Source organism: Arthrobacter sp. TMN-50, from assembly GCF_054511125.1.
This window is the reverse complement of record NZ_JBTNDG010000002.1, coordinates 347,973-365,531: the sequence shown is the minus strand read 5'-3', so window position 1 is coordinate 365,531 and position 17,559 is coordinate 347,973. Positions and strand designations below refer to the sequence as shown.

General features: G+C 64.7%; 20 protein-coding genes and 1 pseudogene. 11 read left to right on the top strand and 10 right to left on the bottom strand.

Features of this window, described 5'->3' with window-relative positions; genetic code table 11:
- Positions 1 to 14: 14 nt before the first annotated feature.
- Positions 15 to 821, bottom strand: a complete 807-nt coding sequence (locus tag ACX80A_RS05720; RefSeq protein WP_459258711.1) for a carbon-nitrogen hydrolase family protein — start codon at positions 819 to 821, stop codon at positions 15 to 17.
- 72 nt (positions 822 to 893) lie between these two features.
- On the opposite strand from ACX80A_RS05720, the gene ACX80A_RS05715 reads away from it, so the two are divergent.
- Both ACX80A_RS05715 and ACX80A_RS05710 read left to right on the top strand, forming a co-directional pair.
- Positions 894 to 1,388, top strand: a complete 495-nt coding sequence (locus tag ACX80A_RS05715; RefSeq protein WP_459258710.1) for a DUF427 domain-containing protein — start codon at positions 894 to 896, stop codon at positions 1,386 to 1,388.
- A 114-nt stretch (positions 1,389 to 1,502) separates the two neighbouring features.
- The gene (locus ACX80A_RS05710; RefSeq protein WP_459258709.1) at positions 1,503 to 2,279 is read left to right on the top strand and encodes a SurA N-terminal domain-containing protein; all 777 of its coding nucleotides are present in this window, start codon (positions 1,503 to 1,505) and stop codon (positions 2,277 to 2,279) included.
- 21 nt (positions 2,280 to 2,300) lie between these two features.
- On the opposite strand, the gene ACX80A_RS05705 is transcribed toward ACX80A_RS05710, so the two are convergent.
- From ACX80A_RS05705 to ACX80A_RS05695, 3 genes are all read right to left on the bottom strand, one after another.
- Positions 2,301 to 2,570, bottom strand: a complete 270-nt coding sequence (locus ACX80A_RS05705; protein WP_459258708.1) for a DUF3253 domain-containing protein — start codon at positions 2,568 to 2,570, stop codon at positions 2,301 to 2,303.
- An 8-nt stretch (positions 2,571 to 2,578) separates the two neighbouring features.
- A complete protein-coding gene (locus tag ACX80A_RS05700) occupies positions 2,579 to 3,865 on the bottom strand; it encodes an adenylosuccinate synthase (RefSeq protein WP_459258707.1) in 1,287 nt (428 codons plus the stop codon).
- Positions 3,866 to 4,025: 160 nt separating this feature from the next.
- On the bottom strand, positions 4,026 to 4,394 hold the full coding sequence (locus ACX80A_RS05695) for a DoxX family protein (RefSeq protein WP_459258706.1): 369 nt from the start codon (positions 4,392 to 4,394) through the stop codon (positions 4,026 to 4,028).
- A 47-nt stretch (positions 4,395 to 4,441) separates the two neighbouring features.
- Here ACX80A_RS05695 and ACX80A_RS05690 point away from each other — a divergent pair, with 47 nt between their 5' ends.
- On the top strand, positions 4,442 to 5,038 hold the full coding sequence (locus ACX80A_RS05690) for a hypothetical protein (protein ID WP_459258705.1): 597 nt from the start codon (positions 4,442 to 4,444) through the stop codon (positions 5,036 to 5,038).
- Between the two features lies 1 nt (position 5,039).
- Here the strand turns inward: ACX80A_RS05690 and ACX80A_RS05685 are convergent, their stop codons facing one another.
- The 3 genes from ACX80A_RS05685 to ACX80A_RS05675 all read right to left on the bottom strand — a co-directional run bounded on the left by ACX80A_RS05685 (position 5,040) and on the right by ACX80A_RS05675 (position 7,208).
- Positions 5,040 to 5,459 carry a DUF3151 domain-containing protein gene (locus ACX80A_RS05685; RefSeq protein WP_459258704.1) on the bottom strand — a complete coding sequence of 140 codons (420 nt, stop codon included), beginning with the start codon at positions 5,457 to 5,459 and terminating at the stop codon, positions 5,040 to 5,042.
- Position 5,460: 1 nt separating this feature from the next.
- On the bottom strand, positions 5,461 to 6,480 hold the full coding sequence (gene fbaA, locus ACX80A_RS05680) for a class II fructose-bisphosphate aldolase (protein ID WP_459258703.1): 1,020 nt from the start codon (positions 6,478 to 6,480) through the stop codon (positions 5,461 to 5,463).
- Between the two features lie 62 nt (positions 6,481 to 6,542).
- Positions 6,543 to 7,208 carry a TrmH family RNA methyltransferase gene (locus ACX80A_RS05675; protein ID WP_459258702.1) on the bottom strand — a complete coding sequence of 222 codons (666 nt, stop codon included), beginning with the start codon at positions 7,206 to 7,208 and terminating at the stop codon, positions 6,543 to 6,545.
- Positions 7,209 to 7,271: 63 nt separating this feature from the next.
- Here ACX80A_RS05675 and ACX80A_RS05670 point away from each other — a divergent pair, with 63 nt between their 5' ends.
- Together ACX80A_RS05670 and ACX80A_RS05665 are read left to right on the top strand one after the other, a co-directional pair.
- Complete coding sequence (locus ACX80A_RS05670) at positions 7,272 to 8,051, top strand: HAD-IIA family hydrolase (RefSeq protein ID WP_459258701.1); 780 nt, start codon at positions 7,272 to 7,274, stop codon at positions 8,049 to 8,051.
- Between the two features lie 3 nt (positions 8,052 to 8,054).
- Positions 8,055 to 8,789, top strand: coding sequence for a tyrosine-protein phosphatase (locus ACX80A_RS05665; RefSeq protein ID WP_459258700.1), 735 nt, complete (start codon positions 8,055 to 8,057; stop codon positions 8,787 to 8,789).
- Here the strand turns inward: ACX80A_RS05665 and ACX80A_RS05660 are convergent.
- The 3 genes from ACX80A_RS05660 to ACX80A_RS05650 form a co-directional block, all read right to left on the bottom strand.
- The gene (locus ACX80A_RS05660) at positions 8,783 to 9,784 is read right to left on the bottom strand and encodes a thioesterase domain-containing protein (RefSeq protein ID WP_459258699.1); all 1,002 of its coding nucleotides are present in this window, start codon (positions 9,782 to 9,784) and stop codon (positions 8,783 to 8,785) included. The genes ACX80A_RS05665 and ACX80A_RS05660 overlap by 7 nt on opposite strands.
- Positions 9,785 to 9,798: 14 nt before the next feature.
- Positions 9,799 to 10,359, bottom strand: coding sequence for an orotate phosphoribosyltransferase (gene pyrE, locus ACX80A_RS05655; protein WP_459258698.1), 561 nt, complete (start codon positions 10,357 to 10,359; stop codon positions 9,799 to 9,801).
- A gap of 64 nt (positions 10,360 to 10,423) precedes the next feature.
- Positions 10,424 to 11,635 (bottom strand): ROK family transcriptional regulator, encoded by a 1,212-nt coding sequence (locus tag ACX80A_RS05650; protein ID WP_459258697.1) that lies wholly within the window; start codon positions 11,633 to 11,635, stop codon positions 10,424 to 10,426.
- A 203-nt stretch (positions 11,636 to 11,838) separates the two neighbouring features.
- Between ACX80A_RS05650 and ACX80A_RS05645 the strand changes: the two are divergent.
- The 6 genes and pseudogenes from ACX80A_RS05645 (at position 11,839) to ACX80A_RS05620 (ending at position 17,558) form a co-directional block, all read left to right on the top strand.
- A pseudogene (locus tag ACX80A_RS05645) lies at positions 11,839 to 12,928 on the top strand (Gfo/Idh/MocA family protein).
- A 38-nt stretch (positions 12,929 to 12,966) separates the two neighbouring features.
- On the top strand, positions 12,967 to 13,704 hold the full coding sequence (locus tag ACX80A_RS05640) for a sugar phosphate isomerase/epimerase family protein (protein WP_459258696.1): 738 nt from the start codon (positions 12,967 to 12,969) through the stop codon (positions 13,702 to 13,704).
- Positions 13,701 to 14,804 (top strand): Gfo/Idh/MocA family protein, encoded by a 1,104-nt coding sequence (locus tag ACX80A_RS05635; RefSeq protein ID WP_459258695.1) that lies wholly within the window; start codon positions 13,701 to 13,703, stop codon positions 14,802 to 14,804. The genes ACX80A_RS05640 and ACX80A_RS05635 overlap by 4 nt, the downstream gene beginning before the upstream one ends.
- 9 nt (positions 14,805 to 14,813) lie before the next feature.
- Positions 14,814 to 15,812 carry a sugar phosphate isomerase/epimerase family protein gene (locus ACX80A_RS05630; protein ID WP_459258694.1) on the top strand — a complete coding sequence of 333 codons (999 nt, stop codon included), beginning with the start codon at positions 14,814 to 14,816 and terminating at the stop codon, positions 15,810 to 15,812.
- Positions 15,813 to 15,904: 92 nt separating this feature from the next.
- Positions 15,905 to 16,729 carry an ammonia-dependent NAD(+) synthetase gene (gene nadE / locus ACX80A_RS05625; protein ID WP_459258693.1) on the top strand — a complete coding sequence of 275 codons (825 nt, stop codon included), beginning with the start codon at positions 15,905 to 15,907 and terminating at the stop codon, positions 16,727 to 16,729.
- 28 nt (positions 16,730 to 16,757) lie between these two features.
- Positions 16,758 to 17,558, top strand: coding sequence for an exodeoxyribonuclease III (locus tag ACX80A_RS05620; RefSeq protein WP_459258692.1), 801 nt, complete (start codon positions 16,758 to 16,760; stop codon positions 17,556 to 17,558).
- Position 17,559: the final 1 nt, after the last annotated feature.

The following is a 17,559-nucleotide window of genomic DNA, read 5'->3' as shown; positions in this document are numbered from 1 at the left end:
AACACCACCAAGGGCTAGTGGGATTCGACGATTTCCTCGTTGCGCGCAAACCGCCGATTCTTCAGGACGGGCAAGAACTGCCGGACGTCGGCGATCCGCTGGCGTGACACGTTGGTGGTTACCACGCTCTCTTCCTCGTCGTTGAGGAAGACCTGCGGGATCCCCATCGGATCGAGGATGGCCGAGTGGCCGATGGTGTGCCCGCTGGAGGTTCCTGCCGCAGCGATCCAGACGGTGTTCTCGATGGCGCGGGCCTTCAGCAGGGTTTCCCAGTGATCCACCTTGTGGTCGCCCTTGAACCAGGCGGCCGGCACCAGGATCAGATCTGCTCCGCGGTCAGCGAGGGCGCGGGCCTGTTCCGGGAAGCGGATGTCGTAGCAGGTCATCAGGCCTACCGTGAGCTCACCGATGGTGACCACCTTGATACCGCCGTCGCCCGGTTTGATCCGGGTGGACTCCTGGTAGCTGAAAGCGTCGTACAGGTGGAGCTTGCGGTAGGTGTCCACGATCTTCCCGGTGGCATCCACCAGCACCAGCGTGTTGTAGGGGCGGTCCTCACCGCTGCCCTCATACCCGCCGGCGACGATCGCGATGTCCAGTTCAACGGCGATGAAAGACAGATGCTGCACGAACGTCGACCAGTTCTCGTCAACGGCGGCAGCCAGCGAACCTTCCACCTTGCCGATGGAGAACATGGATTCCTCGGGAAAGACGATCAGCTCCGATCCCTCGGAGCGCGCCCGTTCGGCGAGCCCCCGCATGGTCCTGAGGTTGTCCGAGACGTCGCCGCCCGGCCGGAACTGCCCAACACTGATCTTCATTGTCGCCGCTTTCAGTCATGAAATAGGTGCCCTTACAGCCTACCGAATGCTTGAAGGTCCTATCGTTGGGTTATGAGACTGCAACCTATCGTCCCCGGTCCGGGCCAGGAGTCAGTGTGGGACTACCCGCGACCACCCCGGCTGGAGAACGCCAGCGAGCGGATAGTGATCGAGTTTAACGGCACGGTGATCGCCGAGAGCACCACTGCGGTCCGGGTCCTCGAGACCAGCCACCCGCCGGTGTATTACGTGCCGATCGAGGATTTCGTAGCAGCTGCGTTGGTCTCCGCGGAAGGTTCCTCGCTGTGCGAGTACAAGGGGATGGCGGCCTATTACGACGTCGTCAGCGACCGCCACCGCGCACAACGCGCCGGGTGGACCTATCCCAGTCCGGCTCCCGGCTTCGAGGCTTTGCAGACCCGGGTAGCGGTTTACCCGGGAGCGATGGACCGCTGCCTGATCGGCGACGAGGTGGTCACTGCCCAGGATGGCGACTTTTACGGGGGCTGGATTACCAGCCGAATTGTCGGGCCTTTCAAGGGTGCGCCGGGCACCTGGGGCTGGTAGCCCGGTAAGCACCGTCAGCGCAAAACCTCGTGGCGGGATCAGGTAACGCCCAGCTAACGCTCATAGAGACCTGATAGCTTCGCAGGTTGGTTATCTATCTGGCAGGAGAACGTTGTGCGGAAGAAGTTGTTACTGAGTATTGCCTTGGCCGGGATTATGTCTGTGGTGTCCGCGTGCGGCACGCCCGAGGACGGCAGCGAGTCAGGATCCGAGACGTCGCAGTCCCCCGCCAATGAAAGCGCAGCACCCGATGCGGCTCCCGAGGTAGCCGAGCCCGACCTTGAGGGCGTGCCCGACGTCGTCGCGCTGGTCAACGGCACAGAGATCCTGAAAGCCGACTTCGAGTCGGTCTACACCGCCCAGTACGAGCAGGCCGCCATTCAGTCGCAGATGTCCGGGGAGGCTGTCGATCAGGATGGGCTGAAAACCCAGACCGTTGAGGGAATGATCGGCACGGAACTGCTGGTTCAGGAAGCTGGCAAGAGGGGGCTCGAGGCGAGCGAGGAAGCAATCACCGCCGCACTCGACGAGCTCGTGGCAGCCAACCAGCTCGGTTCGGCGGATGAGTTTTACGCGGCGCTCGCCGAGCAGGGCATGGACGAGGCAACCGTCAAGGACCAGCTTGCCACCCAGGTCCAGGTGGAGCAGCTCATCAAGGAAGAGGCCGGGGACGCCGCACCCTCAGAGGAAGAGCTCACCACCGCCTACGAGGAGGCAGTGGCCCAGCAGGAAGAGCAGAACGCCCAGAGCGGCGAAAAAACCGAGGTTCCTCCCTTCGAGGAGGCGCGTCCAGCTCTTGAGGAGCAGCTCAAGAGCCAGAAGGAATCCGCAGCAGCGGAGTCCCTGGTGTCCAGCCTCCGTGAGGAAGCGGACATCACGATTAACCTGTAAGACGCACGGTCGGTGCCACAGCTACCCTGTGCGTCGGCGCCGAATCCTGATCGGGCCCTTGATCGCTGACGGGTCAATGACCGACCCGCCCTGGGTAATTTCCACCTCGCCGGCCGCCACCATCCGCCGGGCAGCGTCGCGGGACGCCTCCATCAGGTCCCGCCACTGCCCGTCGGAGACGGCGCGGGCGGCCTCCGACGGGCAGATCGTCGCCTCCGGCGCACGCCTGTCGAGCAACCGCCGGATGGCGGCCTCGAGGAGCTGGCCGGTGTCGTCGCTGGCGGGATCCACTGGCTGTTCTAGCCGATCAGATCATTGATGACGATGGTCTGATCACGGTCCGGGCCCACCCCAATGGCCGAGAACCGCGCACCCGACATCTTCTCCAATGCCCGCACGTACACTTGCGCGTTCTCTGGCAGGTCATCGATGGTGCGTGCCGTGGTGATGTCCTCGGTCCAGCCCTCGAAGTACTCAAAGATGGGCTCGGCGTGATGAAAGTCGGTCTGGGTCATCGGCATCTGATCATGCCGGACGCCGTCGACATCGTACGCCACACAGACCGGGATCCGCTCGATTCCGGTGAGCACGTCAAGCTTCGTCACGAAGTAGTCGGTGAAGCCATTGACGCGGGCGGCGTGGCGCGCCAGCACGGCGTCGTACCAGCCACAGCGGCGGGGACGGCCGGTGTTGACGCCGAACTCACCACCCTTCGTCTGCAGGTACATGCCCATGTCGTCGAAGAGTTCGGTGGGGAACGGTCCGGCGCCAACCCGCGTGGTGTAGGCCTTGATGATGCCCACGGCGCGACTGATCCGGGTGGGACCGATTCCCGACCCGACCGAGGCGCCGCCGGCGGTGGGGTTCGACGACGTCACGAACGGGTAGGTGCCGTGGTCCACGTCGAGGAAGGTGGCCTGGCCGCCCTCCATGAGGACGACCTTACCTGCGTCGAGGGCTTCGTTGAGCACGTAGGTGGAGTCAATGACGAGCGGACGCAGGCGGTCGGCGAAGGACAGGAAGTATTCGACCACTTCCTCCACCTCGACGTCACGGCGGTTGTACACCTTGACCAGCAGCTCATTTTTCTGGGCCAGCGACCCTTCGACCTTCTGCCGCAGGATCGACTCGTCGAAGACGTCCTGAACCCGGATCCCCAGGCGTGCGACCTTATCCATGTAGGCGGGGCCGATGCCACGCCCGGTCGTCCCGATGGCCCGCTTGCCGAGGAACCGTTCGGTGACCTTGTCGAGGACCTGGTGGTACGGCGCCACCAGGTGGGCGTTTGCCGAGATGCGCAGCTTGGAGGTGTCGGCGCCGCGGGCTTCGAGACCCTCGATTTCCTCGAAGAGCGCCTCAAGGTTGATGACGCACCCGTTGCCGATGATCGGGATCGCGTTGGGGCTCAGGATGCCTGCCGGCAGGAGCTTCAGCTCGTACTTTTCACCACCGACGACGACGGTGTGCCCTGCATTGTTTCCGCCGTTCGGCTTGACGACATAGTCAACCCGTCCGCCGAGCAGGTCGGTTGCTTTGCCTTTACCTTCGTCGCCCCACTGGGCTCCGACAATAACGATCGCTGGCATGGGATCCTCCCCCATCGTTGCGGCAGCACCCGCACAACACGCGATGCCGCCAGAAGTGCATGAGAATGCCCCAAGACCTCACACTGCGTAGCTGCAAGAAATCTGGGGCTCTTACCACCCGAGTTTAGCAACAGATCCTACGGGAGCTCACTTGCGGTGGCTATTCGCGGCGAGTTAGGAGATGCGGGCGTCCCTGCCAGGCCAGGACCAGGGCTCCGGCACCAAGCAGCACGTTGGTCCACACATAGCCAACGTCGCCATTGACGATGTTGGTCACCGCCGCGCCCGCCATGACCAGCACGAGCAACAGCGCCCCCAGGGTACGGACCCGGGGTACAAACAATGCGACGCTGCCAATAAACTCGAAGGCAGCGGTCAGGTAGACGGTCCACCCGGGCAAGCCTGATTTCTGGAACGGGAGCAGGGCGGCTGGTTCCCCGATAACCTTCTCGATGCCCGCCCGGACGAAAAAGAAAGCCAGCACGGCGGCGAGCGCTAGCCAAACCAGGTCGATCCGCTTCTTCTGCATAGGCCCATAATGCCACTCGGGACACCGCCGGAGGGGAGAATACTCTCATGGATCGTTTTGTTGGCACCATCGCAGGACTTGGCACCGGTTCAGGCACCCGACTGGTGGTGGGCCGCTGGGTCGAGTCGCCGTTCGGGCCCTTCACCGACGTGATGGTGGAGGACAACGGCGGGATGCGGACGCTGCTCGCTCCCACCCGGGCGGTCGCCGACTACGTCAGCGCCACCTACCAGTTCGACCGCGTGCTCGTGGTCGACGTAACCTCTACGCTCGACGGCAGCACCCTGACGGTCACAGCCGGGCCCCTGACGGTCGCCGCTGAACTGGGCGAGGTCACCGGGCTGGGCCGGTTGCTGCGCCTCGTTCCCGCCCGGCTGGCCACCTCACCACGCTGGCTCAGCCTCATCAATCCGGTCGCTGGCTTGTTCATGCCGGGCGTCAGGACGGCCGGTTCGGCAGGGAATGGCCGCACGGAATACTACGGGGTAACGACGGCCCGGAGCATCCTCGCGGCGACGGCGAGCTGGGACGAAACCGACCTGGGTTGTCTGGCCCGGCTGACACCCCCGGTACGGTTTGGGTTCAGCTCGGCCCCGGCCGCGCCGATGCTGGTCACCGTTGTGACCAGCATCAGGCAGCCGTAAGTTAACTACCGAGCTGTTTGCTCGCCTCGGGGTCGGATTCGCCCAGAAACTTGGCAATCCGTTCGGCCTCGTCAATCTCCCCGATGGAAGCGGCGGCCCGCCCCAACGCGTAGAGCGAACGCAGGAACCCGCGGTTGGGCTCGTGCGAGTACGGGACCGGACCGGTGCCCCGCCAGCCGTTACGGCGGAGGGCGTCGAGGCCGCGGTGGTAGCCGGTCCGGGCATACGCATAGGACTCGATGGTGCGTCCCTCGTCGTACGCCTCATCGGCGAGGATGGCCCACACCAACGACGACGTCGGGTACTGGGCGGCGAGGTCAACCGCCTCGTCACCGGCAGCCAGCCGTGCCCCAAGATCCGTCTCCTCAGGGAGCAGGGTGGGCTCGGGGCCGAGCAGGTTACGGCGGAATTCGTCAGACATCCTAGAGCTTCTTCCCGGCGGAGCCCAGGGATGCGGCGGCCTCGACGACGCGGGCGGCGAGGCCGGCTTCGGCTGCTGCACCCCAAACCCGTGGGTCATAGACCTTCTTGTTGCCCACCTCGTTGTCGACCTTCAGGACGCCGTCGTAATTCTTGAACATGTGGTCAACCACCGGGCGGGTAAACGCGTACTGCGTGTCAGTGTCGATGTTCATTTTAATGACCCCGAAGGAGACGGCGTCGGAGATTTCCTGCGCTGACGAGCCGGACCCGCCGTGGAAAACCAGATCGAAAGGCTTGTCCTTCCCCAGCTTGGCGCCGATCTGGTCCTGGATATCCTTGAGGATTTCGGGGCGCAGCTTGACGCCACCAGGCTTGTACACGCCGTGCACATTGCCGAAGGTCAGGGCGGTCAGGTAGCGGCCGTGCTCGCCGGAGCCCAGGGCATCAACGGTGGCCAGGGCGTCTTCGACAGTGGTGTACAACTTGTCATTGATGGCGTTTTCCACGCCGTCCTCTTCACCACCGACGGTCCCGATCTCCACCTCCAGGATGATCCTTGCTGCTGCCGCCCGGGGGAGGATGTCCTTGGCGATCCGCAGATTTTCTTCGAGCGTTTCGGCTGAACCGTCCCACATGTGGGACTGGAAGATGGGGTTGCCGCCGCGCTTGACTGCCTCTTCGGACGCGGCAAGAAGTGGGAGGACGAAGTCGTCCAGCTTGTCCTTGGGGCAGTGATCGGTGTGCAGGGCAATGTTGATGTCGTACTTCTTGGCTACCTCGTGGGCGAACGCCGCGAACCCGAGAGATCCGACCACCATGTCCTTTACCGACGCGCCGGACCAGTACGCGGCACCGCCGGTGGAGACCTGCACAATGCCGTCGGAGCCCGCCTCAGCGAACCCGCGCATCGCCGCGTTGAGGGTCTGTGACGAGGTGACGTTGACGGCCGGATACGCGAATCCCCCAGCCTTGGCCCGGTCGATCATTTCCGAATAGATCTCAGGTGTTGCGATAGGCATAAGGACTCCTTTGTGGAATGCGTGCTAACAGGCGGGATGCAAAATGGACCGCTCAAGCCATCCTATTCGACTGGTCGATCAGCAGAAACGGCCTGAACGCTCTGGTCGAAGACGTGGCGGCGGATCCAGGCGTGCATGGCGATTGCGGCGGCGGCTGACGCGTTGATGGAGCGGGTCGACCCGAACTGGGCGATGGAGAGAGTGGCATCAGCGGCAGCGTGCACCTCGGGGGTGAGCCCTGGCCCCTCCTGGCCGAACACGAGCACACAGTTCTCGGGCAACTCGTAGCCTTCCAGCGACACCGAATCAGGGAAATTATCGATCCCAATTATTCGCAGCCCCTCCCCCGTGGCCCAGGCCACGAACTCCTCCACCGTGGGGTGGTGACGGACGTGCTGGTAGCGGTCGGTGACCATGGCGCCCCGGCGGTTCCACCGCCGTCGTCCGATGATGTGGACTTCCTTGGCCAGGAAGGCGTTTGCGGTGCGCACCACCGAGCCGATGTTCAGGTCGTGCTGCCAGTTTTCGATCGCCACATGGAAGTTGTGGCGGCGGGAGTCAAGATCGGCGACAATCGCGTCGTGAGCCCAATAGCGGTATTGATCAACCACGTTGCGGGTGTCCCCTGCGGCGAGCAGGTCGGGATCCCAGTGACTGCCTTCCGGCAACTGGCCCGCCCAGGGTCCAACGCCAACCGGGACCGGCGGAATTTCGGGATTTTCTTTCACGCTCCCAGCCTAAGGTGAAAGACTGGGGCTGATAGCACCGCCCAGACGGCAGGGAGAGATCACATGCGCGAGAACGAACACATTGAATGCTGGCTGACGGACATGGATGGTGTACTCGTCCACGAGAACCAGGCCATCCCGGGTGCAGCGGACCTGATTGACCGTTGGGTGGCCACTTCCAAACGATTCCTGGTGCTGACCAACAACTCGATCTACACACCGCGTGACCTGGCAGCCCGGCTCAAGGCTTCGGGCCTGGAAATCCCCGAGGAGAACCTATGGACCTCGGCTCTGGCGACCGCCCAGTTCCTCAAGGATCAACTGCCGGGCGGACGCGCCTATGTCATCGGTGAGGCGGGATTGACGACGGCGCTGCACAACGCGGGTTTTGTGCTCACCGATCAGCACCCCGACTACGTGGTTCTCGGCGAGACCCGCACCTACTCGTTCGAGGCCATCACCAAGGCGATCCGACTGGTGGAAGGCGGCGCCCGGTTCATCGCGACCAACCCCGACGTCACCGGTCCCTCCAAGGAAGGGCCGCTGCCCGCGACCGGGGCGGTAGCCGCCCTGATCACTGCTGCCACCAGTCGCGTCCCCTACATTGTGGGAAAGCCCAATCCCATGATGTTCCGGTCGGCCATGAACCAGATTGACGCCCACTCGGAGACGACGGCGATGATCGGCGACCGGATGGACACCGACATTATCGCGGGGATGGAGGCCGGGCTGCATACGGTGCTGGTGCTGACTGGGATAACCCAGCGGGGCGACATTGACGCGTACCCGTTCCGGCCCGCGCAGATCATGGAGTCGGTGGCGGATCTCATCGATCAGGTGTAGCAAGTGCCCGGAATTCTCAATTTCCGCGACATCTCCGAGCTCACTGCAGCCGATCCCCGGGCGCCCGTGCCCGGCCGGGTGTTCCGCTCCAGCCAACCCTTCGGGTGGGATCGCGGGGCCACCATGGACTTCCTCACAGGCAAGGGGATCGAGGCGATCGTTGACCTGCGGAGCAGCCGCGAGGCGGGCATGGTGCCGTGGCTGGTGGCGGCCGACGCCGGGATCGACGTCGTCGCTGCACCGCTCGACCCCTCAGAGGCGAACCTGGCCTCCACCCTGGACCTGTTGACCGCCGAAGACCTGGGAAACCACTACGTGGGTTGGCTGCACAGCCGCCCCGAAGCGGTGGTCAGCGCTCTGACGCCGATCACCGCGGGCCGGACCACGCTGGTGCATTGCGCGGCGGGCAAGGATCGGACGGGAGTGATCACCGCCGTCGTCCTCCTGGTGGCGGGGGTCTCCGATGAGCTGATCATCCAGGACTACGCCCACACCAGTGGCGCCCTGCCCCTTATCCTGCCGGCGCTCGCACAGCTCTGGATGGGAAACGCACCGTTGGGTTCGGACCAGATTTCGTTCGATAACCCGCCGGTGATCCTCACATCCCCGGCCGCAGCCATGGCCACATTCATCGACGGGCTGCGCCGTGAATTCGGGACCGTCGACGCCTTCCTGGCCGGTGCAGGCATGGACCGCACCGATCTGGCGCGGCTGCGGCGGACGCTCAGGGGTCAGTAGATAGTTTTGAGGTAGCCGCCGCGCGGGCGTGGAAGGAATTCATCCTGCAGCGCCACGACGATGCTCTGGTAAATCAGTGGGTTCCACTGCGGGCTGGCGTGAGCGGGGACCGCACCCTCGGTGACGTAGTCGGCCGATACCAGGTTGTCGGGGAACGCCTCCGCCCAGCCCGGCCGCGCGGTTGAGTAGTTCACCGTACCGTCGTGGGGGTTCCCGATAAAGGCGATCTGGGTATCGCCGAGAGTACCCTGAAACCGGGTGACGTTGTAGTGGTAGATGTAGGACGACTGCGACTGGATCAGTACGCTGGACGGCGCGAGCGGGGACAGCTGTTCGAGGGTTTGGTTGAGGATCTGTTGCCAGGTGCGCTCGTCCTTGTTGACGATCCGCTCACCCAGTTCGTAGCCGCCCCGCAGCACGGTAGGCACCCGGTAGCCGGCGTCGTACAGGAGCACCACACCCTCGAAAACTGCCTGGTCCAGCACATCGTCGCGGGAGTGCGGACTGGAATCGAGAATGATCAGCTCCACGTTAATGCCTAGGCTACGCAGCTTCGACGCCACCTCAATTGCCACCATTCCGCCAAAACTGTGACCGTAGAAGTACAGGGTTTCCACTTGGAAGATGCGCACGTAGCGGTTCAGTGCCGCCACAATGTTGGCGACGTTCAGCCCCCGGTTGGAGTACCCGACCACCGAGATCTGCCCGCGCTGGCTCAGCGCCGGCTGGAGTGAGTTGGCAATCCAGCCGCCTTCCTCCCAGCTGGTCTTGTAGCCGGGGAAGATAATCCAGCGGGTTCGCGGGAACCGCCGCGCTGCCTCGTCGTCGGTGACGGGCAGGACCTGCAGTTCTTCGCGTTCCTCCTGAATCCGCCGGGTCAGGAACAGATCCGCAGCCAGCGTGAGTCCAAACCCCGCGCCAACCAGGAACGACCGGCGGGACATGCCTTTGATCCCGTGCGCCAGGTGAAGCAGCCGCTCGGAGTCGTCAGTCATCGCTCGACGGGGCGCTAGCCCAGACCAAGCTCGTCCTTGCCGAAGGCGTAAAGGTAAGGCACGCCGGCTTCGGACTCGATCCGTTCCTTCGAGCCGGTGTCCCGGTCAACGATCACTGCCACCGCCTGCACGAGGCCACCTGCCCGCCGGACACCCTCGACAGCGGTCAAGGCCGATTCCCCGGTGGTCGAGGTATCTTCAAGCACGACGACGGCCCGGCCGGCGACATCCGGGCCTTCCACCTGACGAGCCATGCCATGCGTCTTCTGGGTTTTGCGCACCACGAACGCGTCAATACCTCGGCTGTCGCGGGCGGCGGCATGCATGAGGGCAGTGCCCACCGGGTCGGCGCCCATGGTCAGCCCGCCCGCGCTCTGGAATGTAATCCCGGCGTCGTCGAGCAGGTCCAGCATGACCCGCCCCACCAGCTGCGAGGCTTCGTGATGGAGGGTGACCCGGCGGAGGTCGATGTAATAGTCGGCTTCCTTTCCGCTGGACAGGATGACCTTCTCATGCACGATGGCCAGTTCCCGGATGAGTTCACGCAGGCGGTCTCGGGCGGCGGTAGCTGTCATGCGTGCAATTCTAATGTCTTTGCCAGGCCCGGTGACGCCGATGCCTGGTGCGTGGCAACCGACATCAAAGCGTGGCCAGGCTCGCCGCCTCTACTGACTCGGGGGACAGGACGTGCGAAATGGCCATCACCGAGGCGCCCCGGACGCCAGCACTTTCGCCGGCGACCGACGCCACAATCCGCAGGTGCTCGGTTGCCAGTGGCAGGGACCGCCGGTAGACCACCTCGCGAATCCCGGCCAGCAGCTGCTCGCCCGCCTGTGCGAGGCTGCCCCCGATCACCACCACTGACGGGTTGATCAGGTTCACACAGGTCGCCAGCACATCGCCGATGTCCCGTCCGGCCTGGCGGATCACCTGGATGGCGTCGCTGTCCCCCGAGCGAAGCAGGTCGATCACCCCCTGACTACTGGTCAACGCACCACCGGTACGGGCGTTCAACGCCGCCGCGAGGGCGGGCCCGCCCGCCAACGCTTCGAGGCACCCGGTGTTTCCGCAGCGGCAGGGAGTGTCGCCGCCACGGGGAACGCGAACGTGGCCAAGGTCGCCCGCCGTGCCCTGCGCACCGCGTTGCAGCAGGGACCCGGAGATGATCCCCGCGCCGATTCCGGTGGCTACCTTGATAAACATCAGGTCAGTAATACCCGGCCAGTTATCGCCCAGCTCGCCAAGAGCCATGATGTTGACGTCGTTGTCCACCAGCACCGGCACGTCGAAGCTCCGCCGCACCAGCCCCGGCACGTCGAACCGGTCCCAGCCCGGCATGATCGGGGGGTTGAAGGGGCGCCCGGTCTCGTGTTCGACCGGCCCCGGCAGACCAATGCCAATGGCTGCCAGTTCGGTGCGGTTCCGCCGGGCCTCCAGCAACAAGGCGCCGATCGCTTCGACCAGCCAGCCAAGCACCGCTGCAGGCCCGTCGGAAATGTCCAGCGCCTGCCGGGTGCTGGCAAGTTCGGCTCCCGAGAGGTCGGTGAGGATGACGAGCGCGTGGGTCGCACCGATATCGGCGCCGACCACCACCCGGGCCCCGGGGTTGAGCGCAAACAACGACGGCGGCCGCCCCCCGGTGGAGACCGCGCCCCCGTACGGCGCAACCAGCCCCAGGGCCATCAGGGTTTCCACCCGGGACGTGACAGTCGAGCGGGCCAGACCGGTGAGCTGCGCCAGCTCCGCCCGAGTCCGCGGCTGCCCGTCGCGGAGAAGCTGGAACACCTCGCTAGCGCCGGGAGCAGGCAACGCCGGGGAACGGGCCTGCCATTCGGACTCGATCTTCACCACAGTTTCAGTAAACCATGAGGATCTTAATCGCGTCTCGCAAGCAACTAACTAATGTTTAACAGATTACTTTTGCTTCACACTCGACAAAAGTGCGAATCCCATGCCACAGTGAGCGAGTGGATAAAGATGTCTTCCCCCAACGTCTCGGGCCAGCAGTTGCCGCGCCCGGTCCGCTCGGGGTGGCCGTGCTCGGCTACTCCTTCATGGGGAAGGCGCATTCCAATGCCTGGCGCAACGTCAATGCCTTCTACCCGACGCCGCGCGTGACGCAGCAGCTCCTGGTGGGACGGGATTCCGACCACGTCGCCGATGCCGCCAACCAGTTCGGCTGGGCCGAGAGCTCTACTGACTGGCGGGAAGTGCTCGAACGCGACGACATCCAGATTGTCGACATTTGCACCCCCGGTCATCTCCACGCCGAACTGGCCATTGCCGCCCTGAACGCTGGCAAACACGTCATCGTGGAGAAACCGCTGGCCAACTCGGTAGCGGAAGCCGAACGAATGGCCGCCGCGGCCGTCGAGGCACGGACCCGCGGCATCCAGTCAATGGTCGGCTTCAACTACCGTCGACTTCCCGCGCTTGCCCTGGCGCGGTCCCTGATCTCTGACGGGCGGGTGGGGGACGTCCGTCAGCTACGCGTGAGTTACCTGCAGGACTGGCTCGCTGATGAGCGCGCCGCCATGAGCTGGCGGCTGCGTAAAAGCATCCGCCGGCTCGGGTGCCCTGGGCGACCTGGCGTCGCACGCAGTCGATCAGGTGGCGTTCCTGCTCGACGACCCCGTGACCACAGTGTCGGGCACGGTCAACACGTTCGTGACCGAACGTCCCGGCCCGGGAGGCCCCGAGCCGGTCACCGTCGACGACGCCGCCTGGGCCACCTTGCGGCTGGCCTCCGGCGCCGTCGCCAGCCTGGAAGTCTCACGGTTCGCCACGGGCCGCAAGAACTCGCTGCAAATTGAGATCTACGGCTCCCGCGGCGGGCTGCGCTTCGACCTTGAGCACCTCAACGAGCTGCGGTACTTTGACAGCAGCACACCGGCTGGGTTGCAGGGCTACAGCACAATACTCGTCACCGAGCCTTCCCACCCGTACCTTGGAGCGTGGTGGCCCGCCGGGCACATCCTCGGTTGGGACCACACCTTCACAAGCCAGGCAGCCGACTTCCTCACCGCAATCGACACGGGTTCCCCACCATCGCCTTCGTTCGAGGACGGGTTGGCGACCCAGCGGGTGCTGGCCGCGTTGGAAGCCAGCGCCGCCCGGACGGGCACCGCCGTCGCACCCGCCTGAAAAACCTACTGCATCCACTACTGCATCCAGGAGTAACTATGGAACTGTCTGTTCAGCTGTACACCGTCCGCGATTCGCTTGAGGCCGACCTCGATGGCACCATCGATCGGATCGCCGCGATGGGCTTCACCAACGTCGAGCCCTACAACTTTGCTGCCGATCCGGGCCCACTAGCCGCCGCACTGCGGCGTAACGGACTGTCGGCGCCGTCCGGTCACGCGCCGTTGCTCTCCGCTGACCAGGCCGCAATCTTTGAGGCCGCCCGCACCCTCGGCATGCGCACCGTAATCGACCCCTTCGTCGATCCGCAACGCTGGACGTCGGTCGCCGACATCGCCGCAACGGCCGGTCAGCTCAACGAAGCGGCGGCCCTCGCCGCCGGGTATGGTCTCAAGGTGGGGTATCACAACCACTGGTTCGAGGTGGAGACCGACTTCGAGGGCCGCACCGGCCTTGAGGTCCTGGCCGGGCATCTCCACTCATCGGTGGTGCTGGAGGTGGACACCTACTGGGTGGCGGTTGGCGGCCAGGATCCTGCGGCGCTGCTCGGCCGGCTGGGAGACCGGGTCCGGCTTATCCACATCAAGGACGGCGCTGTCGATCGGGACAATAGGTCCCAGGTCGCCGTGGGTGCCGGGCAGATGAACATCGACGCGGTCCTGGGGGCGGCGTCGACGGTCGAAACGGCTGTTGTTGAACTCGATGACAGTGCCGGCGACCTGTTTGAAGCGATCGAGGACAGTCGCCGGTTCCTGCTGTCCCGGACCGGCGCGTGAGGGGGCCGGTCGGCGTCGGCGTGATCGGCGCCGGTGTCATCAGCAAGGAATACCTGACCAACCTCACCGCGTTCCCCGATCTCCACGTCCACATCGTGGCTGACCTTTTCGAGGATGCTGCCCGCACCCGTGCCGCCGAATTTGGCATCGAACTCTCGGGCAGTGTCGACGACGCTCTGGCCCACCCGGACGTGGAAATTGTGGTCAACCTGACTACTCCTGCCGCGCACGTGCCGGTGGCCCTCGCCGCCGTGGCTGCTGGCAAGCACGTCTGGTCCGAGAAGCCCTTTTCACTGGACCGGAGCACGGGAATGGAACTGCTTGCCGCCGCCGAGGAGGCGGGGGTCCGTTTGGGCTGCGCGCCGGACACTTTCCTCGGCGCTGGCCTGCAGACAGGGCTACGCAGTATCCGGCGTGGCGATATCGGCACGCCCCTAACCGCGCTGACCCTTATGCAGTCCCCCGGGCCGGAATCATGGCACCCCAATCCTGCCTTCCTGTTCCAGGAGGGTGCAGGTCCCCTGTTCGACATCGGCCCCTACTACCTGACCACGCTCGTGCAGGCTTTCGGGTCCATCCGGCGGGTTGCCGCCGTCGGCTCCCGGTCGCGGGATACCCGGGTGATCGGCTCCGGGCCGAAAGCCGGCGAATCGTTTGAGGTATCGGTTCCCACGCACGTCAGTGCACTGGTGGAGTACGACGGCGGCCAGTCGTCGCAGAGCATCTTCAGCTTCGATTCGCCCCACCCGCGGACCGGTTTCGTCGAAATCACCGGGACCGACGCCACCATCGCCTTCCCCGATCCGAACGAGTTCTTCGGGGATGTCAGGGTGCACCGACACGGCGCCGACGGCTGGGAAGTCATTCCCGCCATCGGATCCGTATTCAGCCGGGGCACCGGCGTCCTGGAGATGGCGCGTGCCATCCGCTCAGGCCAACCCCACCGCGCCCAGGGTGCAACAGGGTTCCATATCCTCGATGCGATGGCCGCGATCACCGAATCGGTCGACACCGGCGCATTTGTGCCGGTGACCAGCTCGGCAGCGGCAATGGAGCCCCTTCCCGAGAACTGGGATCCTACCGAGCTCACACTTTCCTAGGAGAACCACATGGCACGCAACTACACCCTGTTCACTGGCCAGTGGGCCGACCTCCCCTTCGAGGAAGTGGCGCGCCTCGCCAGCGAATGGGGCTACGACGGCCTGGAAATCGCCGTCTCCGGGGACCATCTCGACGCGTGGCGTTGGGACGATGCCGACTACATCGCCGGGCGGCTGGAAATTCTCGAACGCCACGGACTGCGGGTGTGGGCCATTTCCAACCACCTCAAGGGCCAGGCCGTCTGTGATGACCCCATCGACTTCAGGCACCAGGCCATCGTGGGTCCGCGGGTCTGGGGAGATGGGGAACCCGACGGCGTCAGGGCCCGCGCGTCCGAGGAAATGAAGCTCACCGCCCGGCTGGCGCAGAAACTCGGGGTGAACACCGTGGTGGGGTTCACCGGATCCTCAATCTGGCAGTACGTCGCGATGTTCCCGCCCGTCGCCCAGGACGTGATCGACGCCGGGTACCAGGACTTCGCCGACCGCTGGAACCCCATCCTCGACGTGTTCGATGAGTGCGGGGTCCGGTTCGCCCACGAGGTACACCCCTCCGAAATTGCCTACGACTACTGGTCGACCCAGCGCGCCCTCGAAGCCATCGGGAACCGCCCGGCATTCGGTCTGAACTGGGATCCCAGCCACTTCATGTGGCAGCAGATTGACCCGGTGGCGTTTATCTCCGACTTCGCCGACCGGATCTATCACGTCGACTGCAAGGACACGAAAATGCGGATGGGCGGCGGTCGCAACGGCATCTTGTCCTCCCATCTTCCCTGGGGTGACCCCCGCCGCGGGTGGGACTTCGTCTCCACCGGCCGCGGGGACGTGCCATGGGAGGACAGTTTCAGGGCACTGACCAGCATCGGCTATGACGGCCCCATCTCAGTTGAGTGGGAAGACGCTGGGATGGACCGGTTGCAGGGGGCCCCGGAGGCGTTGGCGTTCCTGAAGCAGTTCAACTTCGGCCCCTCCGGCGCCTCCTTCGACGCGGCCTTCAGGCAGTAGCGGGCTTCATTCCATGGACGCGGCCTCTTTGGGTGCGGCCCGGTGGGATTCGCCGTAACGCACCGGGAACGCCCCCGTAGTAGCCTTTCCCCATGCGCGAAAAACAGGCCAGCATCATCGAGGAGATGGGTGTGCAGCCCACCATCAACCCTGCAGCGGAAATCCGTGCCCGGGTCACCTTCCTGAAGGACTACCTGAAGACCACTGGCACCAACGGCTTTGTCCTCGGGATCAGCGGCGGAGTGGATTCGTCCCTGGCGGGCCGGCTGGCGCAACTCGCTGTGACCGAACTCGCCGAAGAGGGAGCCGACGCCGATTTCATCGCGGTCCGGCTGCCCTACCGCGAGCAGCACGACGAGGACGACGCGCAGGCGGCCCTGGATTTCATCAAACCCAAGAGCCAGCGGACGTTTAACATTGTGGCGCCCGTGCACGGTTTCGAAGCCGAATATGCCAGCGCTACGGGCGAGGATTTGTCCGACTTCACCAAGGGCAACATCAAGGCCCGGGCACGGATGATTGCCCAGTATGCCCTCGCCGGCCAACACAACCTCCTGGTGATCGGCACCGATCACGGAGCGGAATCGGTCACCGGGTTCTTCACCAAGTACGGCGACGGCGGCGCTGACGTCCTCCCCCTGTTTGGCTTGAACAAGCGTCAGAACCGGGCACTGCTGAAGGAACTCGGAGCGCCGGAGCAGATTTACGCCAAGGTGCCGACTGCCGACCTCCTCGATCACCAGCCCGGCCGCACCGACGAGCATGAACTCGGAATCACCTACAACCAGATTGACGACTACCTGGAAGGCAGGGAGATCGACGAGGCCGCCGCCCTCGCCATCGAACGCCGCCACACCGCTACCCGGCACAAGCGGACCGTCCCGGTCACCATCCGCGACACCTGGTGGCGGGGCTGACACCCAGGACATTGGTAACGTGTTCCCTGTGAAGATTGCCACCTGGAACGTCAATTCCCTCCGAGCCCGCGCGGACCGCGTCGAAGCCTGGCTTGCCCGCTCCGACGTCGACGTCCTGGCAATCCAGGAGACCAAGTGCAAGGACGAAAATTTTCCCTGGGATCTGTTCGAGGCCAACGGCTACGAGGTAGCCCACTTCGGCCTCAGCCAGTGGAACGGCGTCGCAATTGCCTCCCGGGTGGGGCTCGACGACGTCGAACGCACCTTCGAGGGCCAACCCCTCTTCGGGAAGGACGCCGAACCGATCCAGGAGGCCCGCGCCATCGGTGCCACCTGCGGCGGGGTACGGGTCTGGAGCCTCTATGTCCCGAATGGACGTTCCCTCGATGATCCGCACATGCACTACAAAATTGACTGGTTGGATACCCTGCGAGAGAAAGCCCTCGGCTGGATCGAAGCCGACCCGACGGCACAGATCGCCCTGACCGGCGACTGGAACATCGCACCACGGGATGAGGACGTCTGGGACATTGACCTGTTCCAGCGGGAGGGCTACACCCACGTCAGTCCGCCGGAACGTGCAGCGTTCCACGCGTTCGAGAGCTCAGGCTTCACCGACGTCGCCCGGCCGCACACCCCCGGTCCTGGCGTCTACACCTACTGGGACTACAAGCAACTGAGCTTCCCCAAAAAGATGGGCATGCGCATTGACTTCGTGCTCGCCTCCCCGGCGCTTGCCGAGCGCGTGACCGGCGCCTCCATCGACCGCGAGGAACGCAAGGGCAAGGGTGCTTCCGACCATGCCCCGGTCGTTGTGGAGCTGGGATAGC